The sequence below is a fragment of the Paenibacillus curdlanolyticus YK9 genome (assembly GCF_000179615.1).
Taxonomy (GTDB): domain Bacteria; phylum Bacillota; class Bacilli; order Paenibacillales; family Paenibacillaceae; genus Paenibacillus_T; species Paenibacillus_T curdlanolyticus.
Map to the genome: position 1 here is coordinate 167,501 of NZ_AEDD01000010.1, position 24,245 is coordinate 191,745.

Annotated in this window: 22 protein-coding genes, 1 other RNA gene, 1 pseudogene and 1 other annotated feature; of the genes and pseudogenes, 3 read left to right on the forward strand and 21 right to left on the reverse strand. The window is 52.1% G+C overall.

Annotated features, from left to right (window positions below; translation table 11 throughout):
• Positions 1 to 73 precede the first annotated feature (73 nt).
• The 14 genes from PAECUDRAFT_RS18310 to rpoE all read right to left on the reverse strand — a co-directional run bounded on the left by PAECUDRAFT_RS18310 (position 74) and on the right by rpoE (position 12,629).
• Positions 74 to 337 (reverse strand): pro-sigmaK processing inhibitor BofA family protein, encoded by a 264-nt coding sequence (locus PAECUDRAFT_RS18310; protein ID WP_006039619.1) that lies wholly within the window; start codon positions 335 to 337, stop codon positions 74 to 76.
• Positions 334 to 630, reverse strand: a complete 297-nt coding sequence (locus PAECUDRAFT_RS18315) for a DUF2508 family protein (protein ID WP_006039620.1) — start codon at positions 628 to 630, stop codon at positions 334 to 336. The genes PAECUDRAFT_RS18310 and PAECUDRAFT_RS18315 overlap by 4 nt, the downstream gene beginning before the upstream one ends.
• 148 nt (positions 631 to 778) lie before the next feature.
• Positions 779 to 1,378 carry a recombination mediator RecR gene (gene recR, locus PAECUDRAFT_RS18320; RefSeq protein ID WP_006039621.1) on the reverse strand — a complete coding sequence of 200 codons (600 nt, stop codon included), beginning with the start codon at positions 1,376 to 1,378 and terminating at the stop codon, positions 779 to 781.
• A gap of 98 nt (positions 1,379 to 1,476) precedes the next feature.
• Positions 1,477 to 1,788: a YbaB/EbfC family nucleoid-associated protein gene (locus tag PAECUDRAFT_RS18325; protein WP_006039622.1), complete on the reverse strand. Its 312-nt coding sequence runs from the start codon at positions 1,786 to 1,788 to the stop codon at positions 1,477 to 1,479.
• Between the two features lie 39 nt (positions 1,789 to 1,827).
• Positions 1,828 to 3,621 (reverse strand): DNA polymerase III subunit gamma/tau, encoded by a 1,794-nt coding sequence (dnaX, locus tag PAECUDRAFT_RS18330; protein WP_006039623.1) that lies wholly within the window; start codon positions 3,619 to 3,621, stop codon positions 1,828 to 1,830.
• A gap of 202 nt (positions 3,622 to 3,823) precedes the next feature.
• An RNA gene (ffs, locus tag PAECUDRAFT_RS25375) (signal recognition particle sRNA large type) lies at positions 3,824 to 4,090 on the reverse strand.
• A 66-nt stretch (positions 4,091 to 4,156) separates the two neighbouring features.
• Entirely contained in the window at positions 4,157 to 4,561 is a 405-nt protein-coding gene (locus tag PAECUDRAFT_RS18335; protein WP_006039624.1) for a hypothetical protein, read from the reverse strand.
• Positions 4,562 to 4,634: 73 nt separating this feature from the next.
• Positions 4,635 to 4,832, reverse strand: a complete 198-nt coding sequence (gene rpmE, locus PAECUDRAFT_RS18340; RefSeq protein WP_006039625.1) for a 50S ribosomal protein L31 — start codon at positions 4,830 to 4,832, stop codon at positions 4,635 to 4,637.
• A gap of 136 nt (positions 4,833 to 4,968) precedes the next feature.
• Complete coding sequence (locus tag PAECUDRAFT_RS18345) at positions 4,969 to 6,228, reverse strand: radical SAM protein (RefSeq protein ID WP_006039626.1); 1,260 nt, start codon at positions 6,226 to 6,228, stop codon at positions 4,969 to 4,971.
• 38 nt (positions 6,229 to 6,266) lie between these two features.
• Complete coding sequence (rho, locus tag PAECUDRAFT_RS18350; protein ID WP_006039627.1) at positions 6,267 to 7,637, reverse strand: transcription termination factor Rho; 1,371 nt, start codon at positions 7,635 to 7,637, stop codon at positions 6,267 to 6,269.
• A 108-nt stretch (positions 7,638 to 7,745) separates the two neighbouring features.
• Entirely contained in the window at positions 7,746 to 9,002 is a 1,257-nt protein-coding gene (locus PAECUDRAFT_RS18355) for a UDP-N-acetylglucosamine 1-carboxyvinyltransferase (protein WP_040713188.1), read from the reverse strand.
• Between the two features lie 369 nt (positions 9,003 to 9,371).
• On the reverse strand, positions 9,372 to 9,770 hold the full coding sequence (locus PAECUDRAFT_RS18360; protein ID WP_324603687.1) for a response regulator: 399 nt from the start codon (positions 9,768 to 9,770) through the stop codon (positions 9,372 to 9,374).
• A 266-nt stretch (positions 9,771 to 10,036) separates the two neighbouring features.
• Entirely contained in the window at positions 10,037 to 11,644 is a 1,608-nt protein-coding gene (locus tag PAECUDRAFT_RS18365) for a CTP synthase (RefSeq protein ID WP_006039630.1), read from the reverse strand.
• 415 nt (positions 11,645 to 12,059) lie between these two features.
• Positions 12,060 to 12,629 carry a DNA-directed RNA polymerase subunit delta gene (rpoE, locus tag PAECUDRAFT_RS18370; protein ID WP_006039631.1) on the reverse strand — a complete coding sequence of 190 codons (570 nt, stop codon included), beginning with the start codon at positions 12,627 to 12,629 and terminating at the stop codon, positions 12,060 to 12,062.
• Positions 12,630 to 12,988: 359 nt separating this feature from the next.
• Here rpoE and PAECUDRAFT_RS18375 point away from each other — a divergent pair, with 359 nt between their 5' ends.
• Positions 12,989 to 14,122 carry a S8 family peptidase gene (locus PAECUDRAFT_RS18375; RefSeq protein ID WP_006039632.1) on the forward strand — a complete coding sequence of 378 codons (1,134 nt, stop codon included), beginning with the start codon at positions 12,989 to 12,991 and terminating at the stop codon, positions 14,120 to 14,122.
• Positions 14,123 to 14,232: 110 nt separating this feature from the next.
• Here the strand turns inward: PAECUDRAFT_RS18375 and argS are convergent, their stop codons facing one another.
• The 6 genes and pseudogenes from argS to speE form a co-directional block, all read right to left on the reverse strand.
• Entirely contained in the window at positions 14,233 to 15,909 is a 1,677-nt protein-coding gene (gene argS / locus PAECUDRAFT_RS18380; protein WP_006039633.1) for an arginine--tRNA ligase, read from the reverse strand.
• Between the two features lie 35 nt (positions 15,910 to 15,944).
• Positions 15,945 to 16,442 (reverse strand): DUF1934 domain-containing protein, encoded by a 498-nt coding sequence (locus tag PAECUDRAFT_RS18385; RefSeq protein WP_006039634.1) that lies wholly within the window; start codon positions 16,440 to 16,442, stop codon positions 15,945 to 15,947.
• Positions 16,443 to 16,523: 81 nt separating this feature from the next.
• Positions 16,524 to 16,779 (reverse strand) — a binding site (T-box leader).
• Positions 16,780 to 16,836: 57 nt separating this feature from the next.
• Positions 16,837 to 17,511, reverse strand: coding sequence for a DNA-deoxyinosine glycosylase (locus PAECUDRAFT_RS18390; RefSeq protein ID WP_006039635.1), 675 nt, complete (start codon positions 17,509 to 17,511; stop codon positions 16,837 to 16,839).
• 22 nt (positions 17,512 to 17,533) lie between these two features.
• Positions 17,534 to 17,701: pseudogene (locus PAECUDRAFT_RS26825) on the reverse strand (DUF7667 family protein); the annotation flags it as partial.
• A 172-nt stretch (positions 17,702 to 17,873) separates the two neighbouring features.
• Positions 17,874 to 18,743: an agmatinase gene (gene speB / locus PAECUDRAFT_RS18395; RefSeq protein ID WP_006039636.1), complete on the reverse strand. Its 870-nt coding sequence runs from the start codon at positions 18,741 to 18,743 to the stop codon at positions 17,874 to 17,876.
• Positions 18,744 to 18,758: 15 nt separating this feature from the next.
• A complete protein-coding gene (gene speE, locus PAECUDRAFT_RS18400) occupies positions 18,759 to 19,586 on the reverse strand; it encodes a polyamine aminopropyltransferase (protein ID WP_006039637.1) in 828 nt (275 codons plus the stop codon).
• Positions 19,587 to 19,774: 188 nt separating this feature from the next.
• Here speE and PAECUDRAFT_RS18405 point away from each other — a divergent pair, with 188 nt between their 5' ends.
• Complete coding sequence (locus tag PAECUDRAFT_RS18405) at positions 19,775 to 21,961, forward strand: transglycosylase domain-containing protein (protein ID WP_006039638.1); 2,187 nt, start codon at positions 19,775 to 19,777, stop codon at positions 21,959 to 21,961.
• 88 nt (positions 21,962 to 22,049) lie between these two features.
• Here PAECUDRAFT_RS18405 and PAECUDRAFT_RS18410 read toward each other — a convergent pair whose 3' ends face one another.
• A complete protein-coding gene (locus PAECUDRAFT_RS18410) occupies positions 22,050 to 22,952 on the reverse strand; it encodes a LysR family transcriptional regulator (protein WP_040713196.1) in 903 nt (300 codons plus the stop codon).
• A gap of 145 nt (positions 22,953 to 23,097) precedes the next feature.
• Here PAECUDRAFT_RS18410 and PAECUDRAFT_RS18415 point away from each other — a divergent pair, with 145 nt between their 5' ends.
• Positions 23,098 to 24,168, forward strand: coding sequence for a branched-chain amino acid aminotransferase (locus PAECUDRAFT_RS18415; protein WP_006039640.1), 1,071 nt, complete (start codon positions 23,098 to 23,100; stop codon positions 24,166 to 24,168).
• Positions 24,169 to 24,245: the final 77 nt, after the last annotated feature.

Here is a 24,245-nt window from a genome sequence, read left to right on the forward strand (position 1 = left end):
GTCAACCCAGTCCGTTTAACCCCATAAATACAAAATGAGCCACAGTAGGCTCCTCGCCTGCTGTGGCTCATTTTCAAAACAACGTCATTCGCAATCCGGCAATAAGCGCAATCCCTGGAACGCCTAGAACCATCACTGTGCCAATCGTAACCGGGTTCAATGGAATTTCCCAACCACTAAGCAAACCAGAATAATTAATGGCATACAATCCTAATGAGGCAATCACAATATGAAGCGCGAATCTTCGCAGCCATTCAAAAGAAAGTTTCGTTCGGATGAGCACAAACAGCAACGCTATTGATGAAAGGATAAGAACGCCCGTTAATATTGCAGTCATTGAGGACTTTCACCCACTATCGATGCGGGCCACTCCACATTTTGAATAGCCTTCGCTTTTCGAATTAACATGACATAACGTTGTTCAGCTGCCTTAAGATGATAAATCGCATACTCAATCTCATCCGGCTCCACTACGTAATGAAAAAATCGACAAGCATTATGCCAGCCCTTGCGCGCATCTTCGACATCCTTCTTCAGTTGCCAAATCTCATCAGGCATGAATTTTACGGATTTAGATTTTGCTTTACTTTTGAACCTCTCAAGATGAAACCAACTCGCAAGCGTACGCATCGTATTCCCCCTCGCTCGTCCACTTATCTCCTACCACATTCTTATGTCGTGTGAGACAACCATAGAACCGACGGTGAACTCGACTACGAAAGCAAAAAGCCGAACTCCCATTGAAAGGCAGTTCGGCTTCTTATGCTTCGATGATATATTAGTTTAATTCTCTACGACCTTCTAGCGCTTTAGATAATGTGACCTCGTCCGCGTATTCCAGATCTCCGCCAACAGGCAGACCATGGGCAATTCGAGTAACACGAATGCCGAACGGCTTAACCAGACGCGATAAATACATGGCGGTTGCTTCGCCTTCAATATTAGGATTCGTGGCCATTATAAGCTCCTGCACGCGTTCATCGCTTAATCGCTGCAGCAGCTCCGCTACTCGGATTTGGTCCGGGCCTATCCCCTCCATCGGAGATATCGCACCCTGAAGGACATGATAATAGCCAGAGAACTCCTTGGTTCGTTCCATAGCAACCAGATCTTTCGATTCCTGCACAACGCAGATAACCGCATGATCGCGATTCTTATCTTGGCAAATCCGGCATGGGTCGACGTCTGTAATATTGCAGCAAACCGAACAGTAATGCAGATTCCGCTTAACGCTTACTAGCGCCTTAGCAAAGTCAATGACGTCATCCTCCTGCATCCGCAGGACATGAAAGGCTAATCGCGCAGCCGTTTTGGGCCCAATTCCAGGAAGCCGGGTGAATGCATCAATGAGTTTGGCTATCGGCTCGGGATAATACATGAGCTTTCAACCCCTCTCAACAACAAACGACCCGCCGGATGCATGCTGCGAATCCGACAGGCCGATTTTGGTTAGAAACAGCCTTGCTACACTTATGCTTAGAACAGGCCTGGAATTTTCATACCGCCAGTGTATTTGCCCATGTCTTCATTAGCCATCTCTTCAGCTTTAGCCAATGCGTCGTTTACTGCTGTAATAACAAGATCTTGCAGCATTTCGATGTCTTCAGGATCTACCACTTCTGGTTTGATGGTAATGGAAAGAACCTGCTTGTGGCCATTCACTTTAACGTTAACAACGCCGCCGCCAGCGGAACCTTCGATCGTTTTCGTACCCAGCTCTTCCTGCGCTTTCAGCATTTGCTCTTGCATCTTCTTTACTTGTTTCATCATATGTTGCATGTTTGTCATAACAATCACCTCACGGAAAATGTATGTTGCTCACGATTTCTAGTCCTGCTTTAATTCAACAAGTTGATCGCCAAACATTTTATAGGCTTCTTCGACCCATTCCGGTCGTGAAGCAGTCCCTGATTCATCGTCCATTCGGAGTTCCAACGGTTCTCCGGTTGCTTCATGAGCACCGTTCTCGGATGCCGCCTGCCAATCCTTCAGCATAACCGTAGCCAACTTCACTGGCCGATTAAACACCGAATGGAGCACTTGCTCAATCAATTCGCGGTTAGCCGGCTTCTCCGTAGTTTCCCGATGCATCATGCTCTTAAACGCAACGAGCACGGTTTCATCGGCGGCAGAGACGGGATCCCCATCCACCAACCAAGCGTGAACGGTAATCTTCGTTTCCTTCACGCGCTGCAGCAATTCGCCCCAACGCATACGAATCTGATTAATCGCCTGTCCGTTAAGAGCAGCCACGAAAGGCTCAAGCTTCGGCTTACCAATTGCACCTAGACCGCCGCCTCCCGATGACCCGAAGGATCCCCGCGAACCGGAATTCCGGCGGACTGCTCCGCTGCCACTGGCTGCCGATGCGGCGCCAGCATCCCCTCCGCCGCTTGCTGCCACGCCGTTACGAAGCAATTGCTCGAGTTTCTTCTCAAGCGCTTCCACTTGACGCTGCAACCGCACAACCTCATCGCCCGTATGACCAGATGGCGCTTGCGCACCATTAGCACTACGGCCGGAAACGTCATTCGGCTCAGCCAGCGTACAGAGCTTCATAAGCGCTACTTCGAATAAAGTCTGGGGCTGCAGCGCATGCTTCATATCCGCCTGATAACGGTTGAGCACGTCGATCATGACAAACAGTCGCTCCGTACTAAAGCCATCGGCCATTTCTCGGAATCGACTATCGTCAACAATTCGTTCCGTCGCGGCGCCACTCTGAGGAGCCAGCTTGAGAACCAACAGATCACGGAAATAGTAGATGAAGTTTTCCATACACTTCTCCGCACTCTTGCCCGCTTGCATCAATCCTTCAACCAAAGGAAGCACAGCGCCCGCGTTACGGTCTCTGACTGCCTCAGCAAGCTTGGCAAATTGCTCAGCCGCTAATCCGCCAGTTACATCTACTGCGCCTTCAAGCGTTATTCGCTCTCCTCCAAAAGCGGCCGACTGCTCAAGCAGGCCGATTGCATCGCGCATTCCGCCTTCCGATAAGCGAGCGATATAAGCTAGCGCCTCTTCGTCAGCCTCAATACCTTCCTCCTGACAGATCAGCCTAAGCCGCTCTGTCTGTTCCTCTAGGGAAACCTGCCGGAAATCAAATCGTTGGCACCGCGATATGATTGTCGGCGGCAGCTTGTGAGGTTCAGTCGTTGCAAGGATGAAAATGACATGACCCGGCGGTTCCTCTAACGTCTTGAGCAAAGCGTTAAAGGCCTCTGTCGTAAGCATGTGCACTTCATCAATAATATACACTTTATAGCGAACTTCGGACGGGGCATAACGGACTTTATCACGAATATCGCGGATTTCATCAATGCCCCTATTGGAAGCGGCATCAATCTCAACGACATCCATTACCGTGCCCGCTGTAATCCCTAGACAAGCGTCACATTCATTGCATGGTTCCGGCGCCGGCCCGCGTTCACAGTTAACCGCTTTGGCCAGAATCTTGGCTGCACTGGTCTTGCCTGTTCCTCGCGGTCCATTAAATAGATAGGCATGTGATACGCGATCCTCACGAATCGCGTTCTGCAGCGTCCGGATAATGTGCCGCTGTCCAACCATGTCATGGAATGTCTGGGGACGCCAGGCTCTGTATAAGGCAATATGAGACATGGGGCCCATCCTTTCTGCAATGACATTTCGATCCGATTATTCCATTATACACGAACCTATGCGGCAAAAAAACAAGCATTATGCAGAGTCTTGTCGCATCAGCATTAATTAGCAAGCATTACAAACATACAAAAAAACCGACCTATGCGGAGTGGCTACTGCCTTACTCCACACAGCCGGTCTGGCTGATGCATTATAGGAACCGTGCACCTGCCCCCGATCCATGCGACCCGGGTGGCACCTTTGCACTTCAACTCGAGCCAGGCACTCCTCCAACACATGAACAGATCTGCTTACGGCTGCTTCCTTCCGGACCTGACCGGGTTCACAGATGCCCATTGCGGAGGACCCAACTGTCAACATTGATTGCAAATACCAACCCCGCATCAGCATAACCTCAGACAGGAATTCAACCTCGCTACAGCGGATTGCGAGTTACAGGGCACCGCTACCTCCCCGTCTAGCACGGCAAAACTAAGTATAGCCCATTAAAGGACAAAGCGCAACCTTCGGAAATACTTCCCTCAACATTCCTCTAATGTACCACCGTCACATGCACATCATAGCGAGGCATATTCTTCTGAACAATTGCCGTTGCTTCTGACTGCAAGCGTGCCCGCTGCGCTGCATTCAACGATGGATCTGGATCAATCCTTACATGCATGGACGAGCCGTCAATCGTCACACGGCTGCGCTGAATTCCTTTCAGCCCGCGAAGCTTCTCGCCTACGAAGTCTGTATCGCTTTTTATCGTCAAGCTGTTCGGAGAGTTCGGCAGGTTCGGATTCGTGTTGGTTAAACCCATGTACCCGTCATGGCCGTAATTTTGCACCTTCATCTTGTTATCGTACTTGCCGCTTCCGCCGCCGCAGCCAGAACCAGTTATCGCGATGCTAATCATCAAAGTGCTGAAGAGTAAATAACGTCTACCATGCAACATAACAAAAAACCTCCCTCTAAACCATAGGATGGCTGAGGGAGGTCGTTGTATTCTGCCAATTTCAAACAGAATATTAGATACCGTATTTCTTTTTGAACTTGTCCACACGGCCGCCGGCATCGATAAATTTCTGTTTGCCAGTGAAGAACGGGTGGCATACGGAGCAGATCTCGACACGAAGATTCGATTTGATCGAACCAGTCTCGAACGTGTTACCGCAAGCGCACGTTGCCGTTGTTACGTGGTACGTCGGATGAATACCTTGTTTCATCGCGTTCACCTCTTTCCGCCCTGGATTACATGCGAATCCAGAGTAAATTGCACAGACAACGTGATTATAGCACGGTCCATTCAAAATATGCAATGCAATCCGTCGCCTGAGCTAATGCCAAAACATGCGAAAAAATTTAACGAGCACGACGCAATTGCTCGGGTGGCACATGCGTGAACGACCCAATAGCGACATCCGGCAATTCTTCGTTGAAAATTTCAATCATTTGCTTCATGCCGTAAATTTCACCCTGCGGCTTTGGAATAAGCTCCAAATAGCTTTCCGGGTCAATATTCAGATTGCGCATTTGAATGAGCTTAAGGCCTGTCCGCTTGGCAAATCCGATCATCGCCTCGATCTCCTCTTCTCGATCCGTCACGCCTGGGAAGATGAGATAGTTGATCGAGGTGTATACGCCATTGTCTGTCGCATACTTCAGCGACTTCTCAACGTTCGCAAGGGTATAGCCACGCGGCTTGTAATAAGCGTTGTAATGATCATCGAGCGCGCTGATGGTACTGACTCGCATCAAATCGAGCCCCGCATCGACAATGCCGCGAATGTGGTCAGACAAGCCAGCATTCGTATTAATATTGATATAGCCCATGGAAGTACGGCTGCGCACTTCTTTGATCGCATCGATAATGATCTTGGCTTGAGTCGACGGTTCGCCCTCGCAGCCTTGCCCAAAGCTGATGATCGCATCCGGCGTAACGAGCTGTTCCATCATTACCTGTACAACTTCATCGACGGTAGGCTTGAAATTCATTCGAGTCTGGGGTGCAACGAACCCGCTGTCTTCAGGCTGCTCAGAGATGCACCCGTAGCATCCTGCGTTGCACGAGAAGGACACAGGAACCGCGCCCTCCCAACGTTGTAAAAATGTGTTGGATGAAGTCAGGCATTCATAGCCTAATGCACAATTAGACAAATGCTTGTACAGCCGATTGTCCGGGTAGCGATTAATAAGCTGATCGACTTTCACGCGCAGCTCCTTGCGGTCGCAATTAAGCGGATTCCATCGTTCCGGATCGTCTGTCGGCTGCGCCGCCACATAAAACTGACCATTTTTCCAAACGACTGCCGTATAGCCGAACAAAGGAAACTTCTCTTCCTTGTTTGTTTTAACGTACGACGGAATGTTCAATCGGGTAAAGCCTTGCGGCAGCAACGCCCCAACTGCTTGAACATCTCCCGGCAGCACGGCCATCTCTCCACTCTTAGGATCGAGGCCAATCGGGCGCGTATGCGGCAACCCAACGAGCGTAGCGCCATCCGGGAGCGGTATTAGCTCATCTTCCATCAGCTCTACTGCCAAATCGCCAGAGCGTCCCAGACCAATCCATGTTGGATGGTCAAATACGTTGCCATCGGCGTCTGCATATACGAGATTCATGGTGTCCTCCTAAAAATAAGTACATTTGCAAAACGGCGTTAGTCCCGTGACAGCGCTGTCGAGCGCGCTGCCGGACGCCGTCCCGCATTCGTGCCGCTGTTGCTGCTATTATTTGCTCCAGACGTGCTGCTATTGCCGCTGCCAGAAGGCGAGCCTGGGAAAGATGATGTATCAAGCGACATTAAGAACTCTTCGTTCGTCTTCGAATCCGCAAGCTTCTTCAGGAAGTTGTCCACGAACTCCATGGAATCGTTCATGCTCTTGCGAATCGCCCACACTTTGTCCAGCTCTTCTTTCGATAAAAGCATTTCCTCGCGGCGCGTGCCAGAACGACGAATGTCGAGTGCAGGGAAAATCCGACGCTCTGCTAATCTACGGTCAAGATGGAGCTCCATATTGCCTGTGCCTTTGAACTCCTCATAGATCACATCGTCCATGCGAGAACCCGTCTCGATTAGCGCTGTTGCAAGAATCGTCAAGCTGCCGCCCTCTTCCACGTTGCGCGCAGAGCCAAAAAAGCGCTTCGGACGATGAAATGCCGCGGGATCAATACCGCCGCTCAGCGTTCGGCCTGATGGTGGAATAACAAGGTTATATGCGCGCGCTAAACGCGTAATGCTATCAAGCAAAATTACGACGTCCTTCTTGCTCTCGACAAGTCGAAGCGCCCGCTCAAGCACTAGCTCAGCTACTTTAATATGATTCTCTGGCAATTCATCGAATGTGGAAGCGACAACCTCGCCTTTAACCGAGCGCTGCATATCTGTAACTTCCTCAGGACGTTCATCGATTAGCAGTACAAATAATTCAATGTCGGGATGGTTCGCCGAGATGCTATTCGCAATTTCTTTGAGAAGCAAGGTTTTACCCGCTTTCGGAGGCGCCACGATTAAGCCGCGCTGTCCGAGTCCGACCGGTGCCAGCAAATCCATTATGCGCGTCGAAAGCTTGTTAGGGGCCATTTCTAGTACCAGTTTCTTCTCTGGGAAAAGAGGGGTAAGCGCGGGAAAGTGAAGGCGTTCTGCAGCTGTATCAGGGTTTTCGCCGTTTACGGCGTTGACTTGAAGCAAACCATAGTACCGTTCATTTTCTTTCGGAGGACGACATTTGCCAGAAACGAGATCGCCGGAGCGCAGATCGAACCTGCGAATTTGGGATTGCGAAATGTAAATATCCTCGTTACTGCTAGCGTAATTGATGGGCCGTAAAAAACCAAAGCCATCAGGCAAAATATCAAGTATTCCTTGCATGAAGAAGAACCCGCTCTTCTCCGCTTGCGCTCGCAGTATCGCGAAAATGAGTTCTTTTTTCTTAAATTGACCGTAATAAGGGATCTGATACTGTTTAGCCAGCTTATACAGATCGGTCAACTTCATCTCTTCCAGATCGTTGATCTGAAGATCCGTCATATTCTCACCACACTATTATATTTTGCTTACCAGCATTGCCGGAAACGGCGGACCCTATTCCGCCTTAGACGAAATCAGTACCGCCGTTCTCTGCAATGGCCACTTTCGTTATACGGTCTCGCGCCAAATGTCTGCTCCAAGCCGGCGCAAATTGTCTACGAGATTGTCATAGCCGCGATCGATGTATTCAACACCTGTTACTTCGGTAATGCCTTCCTTCACTGTTAAGCCGGCGATAACGAGCGCTGCGCCAGCACGCAAATCCGTCGCATGCACTTTAGCTGCGCTCAGCGGACCGCCTTCAATAATAGCGGAACGGCCCTCTACGCGAATGTTCGCTCCCATCATCGCAAGCTCCGGCACATGTTTGAAGCGGTTTCCATAAATGTAATCTGAAAGCACGCTCACTCCCTTAGCCTGCGTGAGGAGACTCGTCATCGGCGATTGGAGGTCAGTCGCAAAGCCAGGGTATACGAGCGCTTTGAGATCGACAGCCTCATAAGGCTTGTCGCCTCCGACAATGCGAATCGCATCATCCAGCTCCTCAACCGTTGCGCCCATCTCGCGAAGCTTGGCCGTAACCGCCTCCATATGCTTCGGAATGACGCCTTCTACCGTAACATCGCCTCGAGTCGCTGCAGCCATAATCATATAAGTACCCGCTTGAATGCGGTCTGGAATAATAGAATGTCGGCAACCATGCATCCGTTCAACGCCTTCGATGCGAATCGTTTCGGTGCCCGCCCCTTTAATCTTCGCTCCCATAGCGTTTAGAAGTGTAGCAACATCTATAATTTCAGGCTCTTTCGCCGCATTTTCGATAATTGTGGAGCCTTTGGCTCTTGCAGCCGCCAGCATGATGTTAATCGTAGCGCCTACGCTGACGAGGTCCAGATAAATCTTAGCGCCGCGAAGCTCTTTGGCCGAAATCCGCATTGCGCCATGCTCATTCGTTACGGTTGCACCCAATGCCTCGAATCCTTTAATGTGCTGATCGATTGGACGCGGCTCAAAGTTGCAGCCTCCCGGAAGCCCGATCACAGCCTCGCCAAACCGTCCTAGCAGCGCACCCATCAAATAATACGAAGCTCGCAGCATCTTCACTTTGCCATTAGGCATAGCGGTGGAAACTAGCTTCGAAGGATCAATGCGCATCGTATCTTCGTGACGCTCTACTTTTGCTCCGAGATCTCGCAAAATCTCGCTATATACGGCAACATCGCTAATCGCAGGCAAATTATCGAGCGTTACTTCTGATTCTGCCAATATTGCAGCGGGAAGCAGCGCAACTGCACTGTTCTTGGCTCCGCTAATTTGAATTTCACCATGAAGCGGCCTACCGCCGCGGATCATCAATTTCTCCATGCCTTAACCGATTCCTCCCCGTCAAAAGCGAACAAACCATCGAGCTCCAGTAGCCAATTCTCGCACTAAACCCCCATGAATACGGCGAATCTCTCCCCTCGAACCCCAAACGGTCCAATATGGGAGAGACTGTCGCACATGCATAAAGAAGAGGTTAACACCCCATCTTCAGAGGAGCATAGCTCCGTTATGGCCAAGCCGTCCTATCCGGACGGTCGTCGATTACTTTATTCGGACGTTACGCTTAATTGCTTCTACCAAACAGACGGTTATACCTCAACAACTACTTGTCATCCTGCGCTATTATACCACAACGCGCCCACGTATAGTAAATGGATTGTAACGATATGAAAAAAGGGACCCTAACGGCTAGGTCCCTATTGCGTAACGATTATTCGTTTGGTCGCCTCGCAGCTGGCTGTTCACCGCAAGACGCATTTCGTCAATATCGAATGGCTTCGTAAAATGCATCAACGCTCCCAAGTCGGTCGCTTCCTTGATAATGTCCAATTCGCCATACGCCGTCATCATGATGACCTTGATATCGACGTCGATCGTTTTAATATGACGCAAAATTTCAAGTCCATCCATGCCAGGAATCTTCATGTCCAGCAGCACCAAATCCGGCTTCTCCTGTCGAACGATTTCCAATGCGAGCTTACCGTTAGATGCTTGGAAAGTCGAGTATCCCTCGCTACTGAACACTTCCATCAGTAAAACGCGAATGCCATTCTGGTCATCGACAATCAACACTTTGTTCTTCTCCACCATATAACCTCCCATGAACACCACGATCGCCCAGCCTTGGACGTACCCGACATAATCGTTAAATATATTCGCATATGAAGCTATATTTTCCTGCATCTTTATCAAAAAAAGGAATTACATGGCTTGTCAGATATTGACGATGGCTATGTAGACTCACTTTCCACTCTTAATCACTACCCACGCAGCCCTCTTCCTTAATCACCCTTTTCCGACAAAATTAAAAAAAATCCCTGTATCTCCAAATAGAGAAACAGGGATTTAAACAATTATTGTTGTTCTGCAAATTTCAACGCTGCGCTAACGAAGCCGCGGAACAATGGCTGCGGACGGTTCGGACGCGACGTAAATTCCGGATGGAATTGAACGGCCAAGAACCAAGGATGCTCCGGCAATTCAACCATTTCGATCAAACGACCGTCAGGCGAAGTACCCGAGAAGACCAGACCGCGGGATTCCAGCTGCTCACGGTACTCGTTGTTGAACTCATACCGGTGACGGTGGCGTTCGTATACGAGCTCGTCGCCATATGCTTTCATGCCGACAGAGCCCGGAACCAGCTTACAAGGATACAGGCCAAGGCGCATCGTTCCGCCAAGATCCTCGATATCCTTCTGCTCTGGCAGCAGATCGATAACAGGGTAAGGCGTGGATGGGTTGATCTCCGAGCTGTTCGCGTCCAGCAGGCCGCCAACATTGCGAGCGAACTCGATTACAGCTACTTGCATGCCGAGGCAAATGCCGAAGAACGGCGTGCCGCTTTCACGTGCATATTTGATTGCTGTAATCTTGCCTTCAATACCGCGATCGCCAAATCCGCCTGGCACGAGAATGCCATGTACGCCCTGCAGCTGCTCAGCAACGTTGCTTTCCGTCAGCTCTTCTGCATTCACCCAACGGATTTTAACATCGGAATCAGCAGCAATGCCAGCGTGGCCCAACGATTCCACAATCGACAAGTACGCGTCATGAAGCGCTACATATTTGCCGACGATTGCGATTTCCGTCGTTTTGTGAAGCGACTTCACACGTTGAACGAGTTGCTCCCATTCCACCATGTCCGGCGGCGTCGTCGTCAGCTTCAAATGGTTAACGACGATGTCGTCCAACCCTTGCTCGCGAAGCATCAGCGGCACTTCATACAATGTCGAGGCATCGCGGCACTCGACAACCGCATTCGCGTCCACGTCCGTGAATTGCGCGATTTTGCGTTTCAAATCGTCAGCCATCGGATGCTCCGTACGGCAAACGATTACGTTCGGTTGAATGCCGATGCTGCGCAATTCTTTAACGCTATGCTGCGTCGGCTTTGTTTTCACTTCGCCTGCCGCTTTAATGTAAGGAATCAGCGTAACATGGATGTACATGACGTTATCGCGACCAATGTCGCTTTTGATCTGGCGAATGGCTTCCAAGAATGGCAAGCTCTCGATATCGCCTACCGTGCCGCCAATCTCCGTGATGACAACATCCGAGCCCGCTTCTTTGCCTGCGCGGAACACGCGGTCTTTGATTTCATTCGTAATGTGGGGAATAACTTGAACCGTACCGCCCAAGTATTCGCCACGGCGCTCTTTGGTAATAACGGTGGAATAAATTTTGCCTGTCGTCACGTTGCTGTTCTTCGAAAGATTAATATCAATGAAACGCTCATAATGACCAAGGTCAAGGTCCGTCTCAGCACCGTCATCGGTAACGAATACCTCACCATGCTGATACGGGCTCATCGTTCCCGGGTCAACGTTAATATAAGGGTCAAACTTTTGGATCGTTACTTTCAGACCACGATTCTTCAGCAGCCTGCCAAGTGATGCAGCCGTAATGCCCTTACCCAAGGACGACACGACGCCGCCAGTTACGAAAATGTATTTAGTCACTGTACCAATACCCTCCAAGCTCCTATGTTAATGTTTAGGTTTGCCTATTGTTGCCGTATTCAGTGGTGCGCACCGACAAGGAACGCCATCCAATTTCTGGAGCAGCCATCTCATCCTTCGATTAAAAAGGTTTCGCCGTCCGATAACGGACGGCGTCCTGAGTGAAAAGGAAGTTAAATGGCAAAATAAAAAAAGTGACACCCGTGTCCACGGGGCACTTTAGATCTAAAGTATACAGATTATAAGCAAGAATAAGGCGGACTAGACGTCCTATTGTTACAAATTTCTTATTCCGCAATCAGAAGCCCATGCAATAGTTTACCCGCTTGCGGTAAGCCTGTCAAGTAAAGCCCGCGACGAAAAAAAAGCTCCGCCGTTCCGTGGGGAACATGCAGAGCTGTTGTGTATAAAATGCTTATTTATCGTCGTCCTCGTCATCGTCCTGATCGTCGTCGAAGTCTTCATCCTCTTCGTCGCCGTCAGCCCCCTCCGCATCGGACTCTTCATCGATTTCTTCCTCGTCAATAACTTCCTCGTCGACTTCCGCTTCTTCTTCGGACTCTTCGAAGCCTTCACGGTCTTCATCGTACGTATCGTAATCTTCTTCGTCCGGCGTGTATGCTTCTTCTTCCTCGTCCGCATAGATATCCTCGTCATCCAGATCGTCGTCATCGTTAATAATCCGAGGACGCTTCGCGTTCGTGACCGGATCTTCGTTGCGTTCGACTGGATACCAGCGCTTCAAGCCCCAGTTGTTGCTGCCGACGCACGCAAACCGTCCGTCGATGTTGATTTCCGTATATACTTGCGCAATTACGTCATTGATTCTGTCCGGATCCAACTCGCGGACCTTCGCGATTTCCATCATTATATCCCGATAGTACATCGGCGTGTTGGCCGCTTTCAGCACTTCGAAAGCCAAATCGACCATGGGCATATCTTGAATCTGTTCGCGGTCCCATTTGGCGGCGAAATCGATGCTCATCCTGACCCATCCTCCCGTGCTACTTCAATAGCAAAAATACCGTTCATATACGATTGTTACCGTATCAACCTATAGTAAAACCTATTTCCCTTAAAAATGCAAGCACATAGGCTTGTCCGCACGCAAAAAGCGAAGGGCATATCCCCTCCGCTCTGACTGTATCCTTCCGGATTGGATGGAAACCATCCGCCACCGGGCTGGCGGGAGCCTTCGCGGGGCTCTTACATCATCGTATGTCTCTCCCCGCTTTTTGACACGGTTTCAAGCCTAATTATATGAAAAAAGGCAACTTGCTCATGCGGCGACCGACGCTCGTTCATACAATACTTCAGCATCGTCGTCGGGAGGGGACCCGTAATTTGGACACCACCGCTTTTCTCCGTTGGCTGCAGGGCATGATGACCGAGAAGAACGCGAGCCACAAAAAGAGAATCATCCGGTTCCAAAATAGCCAAGACTTTCGCCGTTTCGTGCATGAGTGGTCAGAAATGAAGGCATCGGTCTCGTCGCTGCAGTCGGTCAGGCAGATGGGCATTATTCAAGCAATCTCCTGTCCGATTCCCGACGACCAGCCTCATCGCCGGTTCGATGGCCGCGTCTGGGTGGAAAACGATAAACGTATCCGCATTCACACAGCAACCCAACGGGCATCGGCACCGGACAAAGGCATTCCTTGGGGCGTATCCCATATCAAAGCCCCGCAAGCGTGGAGCACCACGACCGGCCATAAAATTAAAATCGGCGTCGTTGATACCGGCGTTGATTTTAGCCATCCCGATTTGCGCCAATCGCTCGCTCGGGGCATCAATCTGCTCAATCGCAGCCTGCTGCCGCATGACGATAACGGCCATGGCACGCATATCGCTGGCACGATCGCAGCAGCAAATCAGTTACAAGGGATGATTGGCGTGGCGCCCCGCTCCTCCATCCATCCCATCAAGGCGTTCGACCATAACGGAAGCGCCTATGTCTCGGATATTATACTCGCAATCGAGTGGTGCGTGCGTAATCGGATGAATATTATCAACATGAGCTTCGGGATGAAGACGCGAAGCAAGGCACTGTTGAGCGCCGTTACCAATGCCACGAACGCCGGTATTATTATTGTCGCCTCGTCCGGAAACGACGGCAAACGCCGCGCAATCGACTATCCGGCACGTTATCCTCAAACGATATCCGTGGGCGCCACGAATCGGCTAAGGCGCATCGCGCCTTTCAGCAATCGCGGCATCTACATTGATATCTATGCGCCTGGCGACAAAATTACGTCTGCGTGGTTGAAGGGCAAGTACCATGAGATGAGCGGAACATCGATGGCCACCTCGCATGTAAGCGGCGCAGTAGCGCTTCTGCTCGCGAAACAACCCGACCTGTCGCCGAACGAAGTGAAGGCGATTCTGCGCCGATCCATGCAGCCCCTGAAAGGCAAACGCTCGCCACGGGTGACAGGCGAGATCGATATCGCGAAAATGCTGCAGGCATCTGACCGCTAGCTGCGGAGCAACCATGAGCATAAGCCATCCACTACCAACAGCATATAGTCCGACGTAAAAAGCCAGGAGCACCCCGCGGGGGCATCTCCTGGCTTTGCTTGTTCAGGCTATTACATTCGCTCTGGCGCCGTTACGCCGACTAGCTTCAGCACGTTGGCTATAACAATACGCGTCGATGCGAGCAAAGCAAGACGCGCTTGCGTCTGCTCAGCGTCGTCCGTCATGACGCGCTCCGCTTTATAGTAGCTGTGGAATTGCGCTGCCAGCTCATACACATAACGAATTAGGCGATGCGGCGCATATTGCTCAGCTGCATCCGTAATTTCCTGCGGAAGCTCACCCAGCTTGCGCAGCAGATCGTACTCTTGCTCTGTTACCAGACGGGACAGATCGATTTCGGATAGCGAGCGCATTGCAATCCCTTGCTCCTCTGCCTGGCGGAAAATGCTGCAAATCCGCGCATGCGCATACTGCACATAGAAGACCGGATTTTCGTTCGATGTCGATACGGCGAGATCCATATCGAAATCCAAATGGGAGTCCATGCTGCGCATCGTGAAGAAGTAACGGATCGCATCTACGCCCACTTCATCCATTAGATCCTCCATCGTAACCGCTTTGCCGGTCCGCTTGGACATTTTGACCTTCTCGCCGTTCTGGAACAGGCTGACCATCTGTGCAATGAGCACTGTCAGCTTGCCTGGATCGTTGCCCAATGCCTCCATCGCCGCTTTCATCCGAGGAATGTAGCCATGATGGTCAGCACCCCAAATGTTGATCAGACGATCGTAGCCTCGGCCATATTTCACTCGGTGGTACGCAATGTCCGGCGTCAAATACGTGTACGAGCCGTCATTTTTGACCAGAACGCGGTTCTTGTCGTCACCGAACTGCATCGTGTTAAGCCAAGTCGCGCCTTCCTCTTCATATACATGCCCCGTCGCGCGAAGCGCATCCAGCCCTTGCTCAACCAAACCTTGCTCGTACAACGAGGTTTCGCTGTACCACAGGTCGAAGCCTACGCGGAAGCGGCCGAGGTCCCGTTTGATTTTGTCCAGCTCGCGCTCCAAGCCGTATTGGCGGAAGAAGATAAACCGTTCATCGTCAGGCAGCGACAGCAGACGATCGCCCTCTTGCGCTGCCAGCTCTTGAGCGAAACCGACGATATCAGCGCCATGGTAGCCATCCTCCGGCATAACCGCCTCTTGCCCAAGCGCTTGCTTGTAACGAGCTTCGATGGAAAACGCCAGGTTTTCCACCTGTTTGCCCGCATCATTGATGTAATACTCCCTCGTCACTTCATGACCAGCAAAATCAAGCACATTGCAAAGCGCATCGCCCACTGCCGCGCCGCGTGCATGGCCTAAGTGAAGGCTGCCCGTCGGATTCGCGCTTACGAATTCCACCTCTACGCGCTTGCCTGCTCCTGCGTTCACGCGTCCATAATTTTCACCCGCCGCAAGCACCTCGGTTACGACAGGGTACAAATAGCTTTTGTTCAAGCGGAAGTTAATGAAGCCTGGGCCTGCAATCTCCGCCGATTCAATCGATGCCGATGCCGTGTCCAGATTGGCGATAATCGCTTCTGCGATCTGGCGCGGGTTGCGCTTCGCAAGCTTCGTGAGCTGCATGGCAGCATTCGTCGCAAGATCGCCATGCGACTTGTCGCGTGGCACTTCAAGCACGAAGGCTGGCAGCTCTTCGCGTGTTGCCAGACCTGCGGCAACTACCGCATTGGCCAGCGCTGTTTTGACATTGTCATATAACCGTTCAATTGCATTCGTCATGATGGTTTCGTCCCCTTATCATCTTAGATTAGTGCTTAACTTCGCTCTGCCTGCAGCTTAATCTTAAACTGACCGGTGAGCTCGTCATCAACATACATCTTATAATGCCATTCCAGCAGCATCGGAAGTTCGGGCAGCAGCTCTCCATCGCTCGGGCCAGCTTCGTCGCCGGTTGGGGGGAACCCACCTTCGCCCAGCTCGTCTTTCGTTCGCCAATCTCCACACTGCATCCATAACCACTCGGTGTCTGTCTCCATCTGAAACTGTACAAAAGGAGAAGCGTAGCGTCCCGTTCGTCGCACGCCCGCAACGAAAGTTTGCTCCGAATCGACAAGCCCGCGCCTTGCGATATGCAGTTCGCCGTCCCGCCAGCGGATGAGCGTCCGCGTTTCGCCCGCTTCCTCGTCCATCTCCGAATAACGGACGTATATCGTACGCCCTTTGCGATACCACTCGCCATGAAAATGATGCTCCTGCTTCTCGCCCTCAATATCGCTGCTAAGAACCAAGCGCACGCTTGCTTTATCCGTCAAATTCGGCACCTCCTTTCTGTACATACTGATGGTAGCGCCGTCGCGCCTCCGCTAGGAAACAAAAAACTCCGTCTCTTATAGGAAAGAGACGGAGTCAAATCCGCGGTACCACTCTTCTGGCAGCCTTCGATCCGTGCGCAAAACGCGCTAGATCGGCACACTGCCTCTCGACACGATAACGGCGTGACCGGGCTGCCCTACGCAGCGTACGCTTAAGCGCCGCCTTCAAGCCGCCGACTCCCGGGTGCGATTCCGCTGCGCGAATGCCGCCGGCTTCCACCCTCCCGGCTCGCTGTCGCATTACTTCGCTGCGTACTATCCCGTTCAATGTCTGTAACATGATTGCATCTATTATATGCCATGAACCGAAAAATGCAAATGAAAGGTTCGAATTTTATTGCAGATAGGGTACGATGACCTGCCACGCGCCAAGGCGATCCGCCAACGTTCTCATCGTCTTCGTCGGAACCGGGCTTGTCGAGGGCAGCTTCAGGCAGTCAACCCGTTGAACGACCTCAAGCTTGCCAAAATGGCGCATAAACGTGTCATGCGCTTTGCTGCCGTTCAAGGCGATGCACCGAAGGTTTGGGTATTGCTCCAGCAGCGACGGGACATCATTGACCACCTCGTCTCGAATCGCAGCATCAAGGCTTCCTTCGCGCGAGCACGACTTCAAGACGTCCCACAACGCAAGATGATGCGACAGCGCAAAGGCAATTCTTTGCTCATATTCGGCATCGACAGCGCTCAATCCATGCAAGCCATACAGCACCCGCCACATATAATTGCGAGGGTTGCCGTAATATTCGTTCGCCGTCAAGGAAGGCACGCCCGGCATGCTGCCGAGTACGAGCACGCGGGACTGTTCGTTGATGATAGGCGGGAAAGAATAAACCGTTAGATCGTTAGCCTCCGGTACCGGTGCCTTCTCCGCTCCCGCTTTCGCTTCCGCTACTGTCGTTTCCGGTGCCGTCGTTTCCGCTGTTGTTACTGTTGTTGCTGTCGTTACTGTTGTTGCTGTTGTTTGTTGGCGTTCCGCCGTATCGTTCGATTTCTTTGCATAGCTCATGCTGCCACTCCTGATCCTCTGTCATTGAAGCCATTAACGACATGTTATACAAATAAGCCAAGCGCAGGCAATGGTCAGCATTCACGTCCAGACAGTGCTCCATCTCCAGCTTCTCCGTGTCGGTCAACTTGCGGCGCTTCTGGATAATGCGAAGCTCCGCCATCCGCTCATGAATAGGCATCAAATTCATGCGGACACCCCCTCTCGGTATCCAGCATGCCCACTTTCAACCCAACTTCTACCTCTATTCTAACAAAAAATTACCGCAGTTACCTCTGTAGCGAGATTGCCCGGGCTGAACCGTCACGACATCAAAAAAGGCTCCATCCGAAACGGTTGCCCGTTCGAATGGAGCCTCGCTATTACTTAATAAAGCCAAGCAGCATCTCGCGGATGACTTTCGCCGCCACGATTTGCGTTTGCTCCGTCGGATCGTAAGCCGGCGCCACCTCTACGAGGTCACAGCCAACAACGTTCACGCCCGAACGTGCGATCGCATGAACCGCTTCAAGCAGTTCCTTGCTCGTAATGCCGCCCGCTTCTGCCGTACCTGTACCTGGCGCGCAGGATGGATCCAGCACGTCGATGTCGATCGTCAGGTAAACAGGGCGTCCTTCGAGCTCTGGCAGCACCTTTTTCAACGGCTCCAGTACCTCGAACGGATGGAAGTTAATGTTCTCGCGCGCATACTGCCATTCTTCACGGGAGCCGGAACGAATACCGAATTGGTAAATGTTCTTGCCGCCCATCAGGCCGGCAGCTTTGCGAAGCGGCGTCGAGTGCGACAGCGGCTCGCCTTCATAGCTCTCGCGCAGGTCAGCGTGGGCATCGAAGTGAATGATCGCAAGATCAGGGTATTTCTTATAGACCTCTTGGAAAATCGGCCACGAAACAAGATGCTCGCCGCCGAGTCCTACAGGCATTTTGCCATCTTCCAAAATACCGCGCACATGCTCGCCGATAATATCGAGCGAACGAGCAGCATTGCCGAAAGGCAAAAGCAGGTCGCCTGCATCGAAGTAGTCGATATCTTCAAGGCTGCGGTCAAGGTACGGGCTGTATTCTTCCAGACCGATCGACACTTCGCGAATGCGAGCCGGGCCGAAACGGGAGCCTGGACGGAACGATACCGTAAAGTCCATCGGCATGCCATAGATGACAGCTTTGGACGCGGCATAGTCCTCCGAGCTAAGGATAAAGACGTTGCCGGAATATTTTTGATCGATTTTCATAGCTGCTGTTGCTCCTTACTTCACGAGGTTTTCCACGAACTTCGGAAGCGCGAACGCTGCCTTGTGAAGGCGCGGGGAATAGTATTTGGTGTCGAGCTCTGGAATAGCGGACTCGTCTACTGCCAATGGGTCATGCTTCTTGCTGCCCATCGTGAACGTCCACAGGCCCGATGGATATGTCGGTACGTTCGCCCAATAAACACGAACGATCGGGAATACTTCTTTCACGTCACGGTTAACGCTCTCGATCAGGTCCGCTTTGAACCAAGGGTTGTCCGTCTGCGCAACGAAGATGCCATCTTCCTTGAGCGCTTCGTAGATGCCTTGATAGAAGCCGCGCGTGAACAGGTTTACCGCAGGACCTACTGGCTCCGTGGAGTCAACCATGATCACGTCATACGTGTTCTTATGATCGTGGATGTGCATGAAGCCGTCGTTCACGATCACTTCAACGCGAGCGTCGTCGAGGCCGCCAGCGATGTTCGGCAGGTATTGCTTGGAGTATTCGATAACTTTGCCGTCGATTTCAACGAGCACAGCTTTTTTTACGCTTGGGTGCTTCAGCACTTCGCGGATTACGCCGCCGTCGCCGCCGCCGACAACGAGTACGCTCTCCGGGTTTGGATGCGTGAACAGCGCGGGGTGAGCAACCATTTCATGATAAACGAACTCGTCTTTGTCCGTCGTCATGACCATGCCGTCAAGCACGAGCATCGTGCCGAACTCTTCCGTTTCGATCATGTCGAGCTTCTGGAAATCCGTTTGCTCGCTTACGTACGTTTCTTTGATTTTAGCCGTAATGCCATACGATTCTGTCTGCTTTTCTGTGTACCACAATTCCATCTTATTCTATCCCTTCTTTCATTGAATTCCCTCGGGGGCAATGGTTCTTTCTGTATTATAGAGTAACGGGGACGAAAATCAACCTTTAAGGGACGACGCGGCTCGAAAATATATATGACGAATAACGAGCCCTCCCTTTTTCCATACTAAGGGATAAGCTAGTTCGATTCCCGAGAGGAAGTTGCTTCATGTTAAAGCGTTGGTTTCACCGTATTAGCGGCCGAACGGCCCGTGGCAGCATGTCCAAACCGCCTTTATCGGCTAAATCAAAGCCCACAGCCGCAAAACGGCGTAGGCCACCGATGTTTCCGCTCATCGCGGAACGGCTCTGGCCCCGGCTCAGCGGGCGCGCCAGATGGATGCGCCTTGCCAAGCTTGCAGGCGTAAGCGCCGCATTGTTTCTTATCTTGATCGTTGGAGGCCTGCTCTATCTGCGCGTGCAGTCATTGCCCGTCTCTTCTATTACACAAACGTCCCAGATGCTCGATTTGCAGGGAAACGTGATCGATACTTTCCATACGAATCAGAACAGGAGCTCCGTACCCCTAAACCGGATTTCTCCGTTCGTCGTTCAAGCAACGCTTGCCATTGAAGACCGTAGGTTCTATGACCACGGTGGATTCGATATAAAAGGAATGGCGCGCGCAGTCGTCGTCAATGTCGAGAATCTCTCGACCAAGCAAGGCGCCAGCACGTTAACGCAGCAGCTTGCGCGTAATTTATATTTGACCCACGAGCGCACTTGGAAACGAAAGCTGAAGGAAGCAATCTACACGACGCAGCTGGAGATGCACTATTCCAAGGACGAGATTCTTAATATGTATCTGAATCAAATCTATTACGGACACGGCGCCTATGGCATTGAAGCGGCCGCTATGCAGTACTTCGGCAAGCACGCATCTGAGCTTGATCTCGCGGAAAGCGCACTGCTCGCCGGCATTCCGAAAGGGCCGAAGTATTACTCGCCTTACAATAATATGAAAAATGCGAAGGACCGGCAGCTAACGATCCTCGATGCAATGGCGATGGGCGGCTCAATTACGCAAGCGCAGGCAGACACGGCCTATAAGGAGCTGCTGCCCTTCAAGCCGCTGGAGGAATCGCGCGGCGACGGCTTCGCGCCTTACTTCCGCGACTACATCCGATCCATCGTGGTCGGCGAGCTCGGGTTTGACGAGCGACTGCTGAACGAAGGCGGAATCCGGATCTATACGACGCTGGACCCTGAAGCGCAGCGCGCTGCCGAGAAAGCCGTTGCCGATGGCATTCCGAAGGATTCCGAGCAGCAGGCGGCGCTCATCGCGATCGACCCGCGAAACGGCTATGTTAAAGCGATGGTTGGCGGCCGGGATTATCCGAACAACCAGTATAATCGCGTTTTGACGACCACGCGGCAGCCGGGGTCATCTTTTAAGCCGATTCTGTACATGACCGCTTTGCAGCAAACCGGCATAACGCCGCTGACCCGCTTCAAGAGCGAGCCAACAACGTTTACGTACGACGACGGACGCCTCACTTACCAGCCGCATAACTACAATGATAAGTACATCAATGACTTCATCGATATGCGGCAGGCGATTGCGAGCTCGGACAACATCTACGCTGTCAATACGATCATGCAGGTTGGAGCCGACAACGTCATTACAATGGCCCGCAAGCTGGGCATCGACAGCACGATGAAGCCCGTGCCGTCTCTGGCGCTCGGCACGTTCCCCGTCAGCCCGTTCGAGATGGCCTCCGCCTTCAGCACATTCGCTAACAACGGCGTGCGGGTGAAGCCGATCGCCGTGCTGCGGATTGAGGATCGCGAGGGCGATCTATTATATGAAGCGAAGCATGAGTCCGAACAAGTCGTGGATGCAGCCCATGCTTATGTGCTGACCAGCTTGATGGAGAGCGTCTTCGACACGGGCGGCACAGGCCATCGCGTATCTGCGACGATTAACCGCCCGGTCGCTGGCAAGACGGGCACGACGTCATCCGATGCGTGGCTCGTCGGCTACACGCCAGAGCTGGCGACCGCCGTCTGGGTCGGCTATGACAAAGGCCGACAGCTCACAACGACGGAGGCGCATCGGGCGGCGCCAATCTTCGCAGCCTTCACAGAAGGCGCCTTGGCGGCAGTTCCGCCAAAAATTTTCCCAATGCCGGAAGGCGTCGTCAGCGCCTATATCGATCCCAAGTCCGGCAAGCTTGCGGGCGCCGGCTGCGAGGAAGGAAAACGACTGGAGACATTCATCGCTGGCACTCAGCCGCTTGAAACTTGCGACGGCAGCGCGCAGGATGCTGCGAAAGCAGGCGAAGGCACCGGAGATCGCCAGGAGCAGCAGCGTAAATCGTGGTGGAACGATTTGAAACGCTGGTGGTCAAACTAGATATAACGAAGGGCTTTGGCTGCAAAAGGCGCGTAATCGCCGTGTGCAGACAAAGCCCTTTTTTAGGGACAGCGTAGTTCGGATGAACTCAGTAACCCCCGCTTGTATATTGTTCGATAAAATGCCTCGCACTCTTCGACAAGTACCGATCCTTCAGCCAAACAATCCCTACCTCCGACTGAAAATCCGCATGCTCAATATCCAGCATTCGGATCGCGTCGATCGGCGACATTGCAACGACTGACTTGGGCAATACGGTCGCGCCTAAACCTGCCGCTACAAGCGACAATATAATCGCGACGCTGGAGCATTCGCATATAATATTAGGGGCCAAGCCGCTGCGGCGGAACTCGTTCATGACCTGCTCATGCATCCCCGTCGTCTGATCCGTCTTAAGCGTCAGGAAGGGATGAGCCGCAAGCTCAGCGAGCGAGATGGAGGCTTCCTTATCCGCCGGGCTCCATTTGCTCGGAATGACGGCTACGAAAGGGTCTGATGGCAATCGAAGCACATCATGCTCATACGGCGAATCTATAGCAAATTCAAACGGTAACCGCGCTACAACAAGCTCAATGCTGCGCTTCGCAAGGGCGTCGCCAAGCTGGTAATGATCGCCCTCGCTTATTTTGAACGTCACTTGGGGATACTTCTCCCGAAACCGTTCGATCGCGCGAGGCAGCAAGGAAACGCAGGACACGACGGCGCCAATCGAGAGCAGCCCTTGCACGCCCTCCTCAACTTCCTTCACTTCCTGCAGCGTCTCATGGAATTGACGAAGCAGCCCTTCGGCCCGCTCACGCATCAATTCGCCCGCATGGGTGAGCGTAAGCTGCTTGCCGCTGCGGTCGAATAACGTCACGCCGAGCTCCCGCTCCATCTGCTTCAGCTGTCTGCTGAGCGGCGGCTGCTCCATATTCAGCGCCTTGGCGGCGCGTGTAATTTGCCCTGCATCGGCTATAGCCAAAAAATACCGCAGCTGTCGAATATCCAATTCCGTTCCCCCGTCCCTCACCATACCCAAAAGGTATGCTGATTCAATAAAACAGATATTTTCAATATATATAAGACAGTGATACGATGCAATTAACAATTCCGTAATGAATGTTACTATTCGATAATAAGGGGCTGTATCTACGGTGTCCAAACACACGATCTCGATTACAAAAACGACCAACCCTAAGCCGCGTCCAGACGAAAACAATCTCGTGTTCGGCAAGTACTATTCGGATCACATGTTTATTATGGATTACGATGCAGGACAAGGCTGGCATGATCCGCGCGTCGTGCCTTACGGCAACATCTCGCTTGATCCGGCTGCCAAAGTGTTCCACTACGGCCAAACGATTTTCGAAGGCTTGAAGGCTTACCGCACCGATGACAATCGCGTCGTACTGTTCCGCCCGGACGAAAACTGGAAGCGTCTTAACCGCTCCAATGATCGTCTCAGCATCCCGGCTGTCGATCCGGAAATCGCATTCGAAGCGCTATGCGCACTAATCGATGTTGACCGCGAATGGGTACCGTCCGCACCAGGCACGTCGCTGTATATCCGCCCGTATGTGATTGCAACGGAGCCTCAGCTGGGCGTTTCGCCTTCGACCAAATATATGTTCATGATCATTCTGTGCCCGGTTGGCGCTTATTATAGCGAAGGGCTTAATCCGGTGCCGATTCACGTCGAATCCGAATATGTTCGCGCAGTCAAAGGCGGCGTCGGCAACGCGAAGACAGCTGGCAACTACGCAGCAAGCCTCAAGGCGCAAGAAGGCGCAGCGGCATTGGGCTACTCCCAAGTGCTCTGGCTGGACGGCGTTCATCGCAAATACATCGAGGAAGTAGGCAGCATGAACGTCTTCTTCAAAATTAACGGCACGGTCGTGACGCCAGCGCTGAACGGCAGCATCCTCGAAGGCATCACACGTAAATCCGTGCTGCAATTGCTCCGCTCATGGAACATTCCGGTCGAAGAGCGCGAGCTGTCGATTGACGAGCTGGTTGAAGCGCATCGCAACGGCAAGCTCGAAGAAGCTTTCGGCACAGGAACGGCAGCAGTTATTTCGCCAATCGGCGCGCTGCACTACCAAGACGAGAAGCTTACGATCAACGAAGGCAAGACAGGCGAGCTGTCCAGCCGTGTGTACGACACGATCACAGGCATTCAACGCACGGAGCTTCCTGATCCGTTCGGTTGGGTCGTTGAGGTTTAATACCTCGCAGGATTGATATTTCGATAATCATTAAAACCGCATCTCTCGCACAGCCAGCACGGAACACGCTTGCTGTG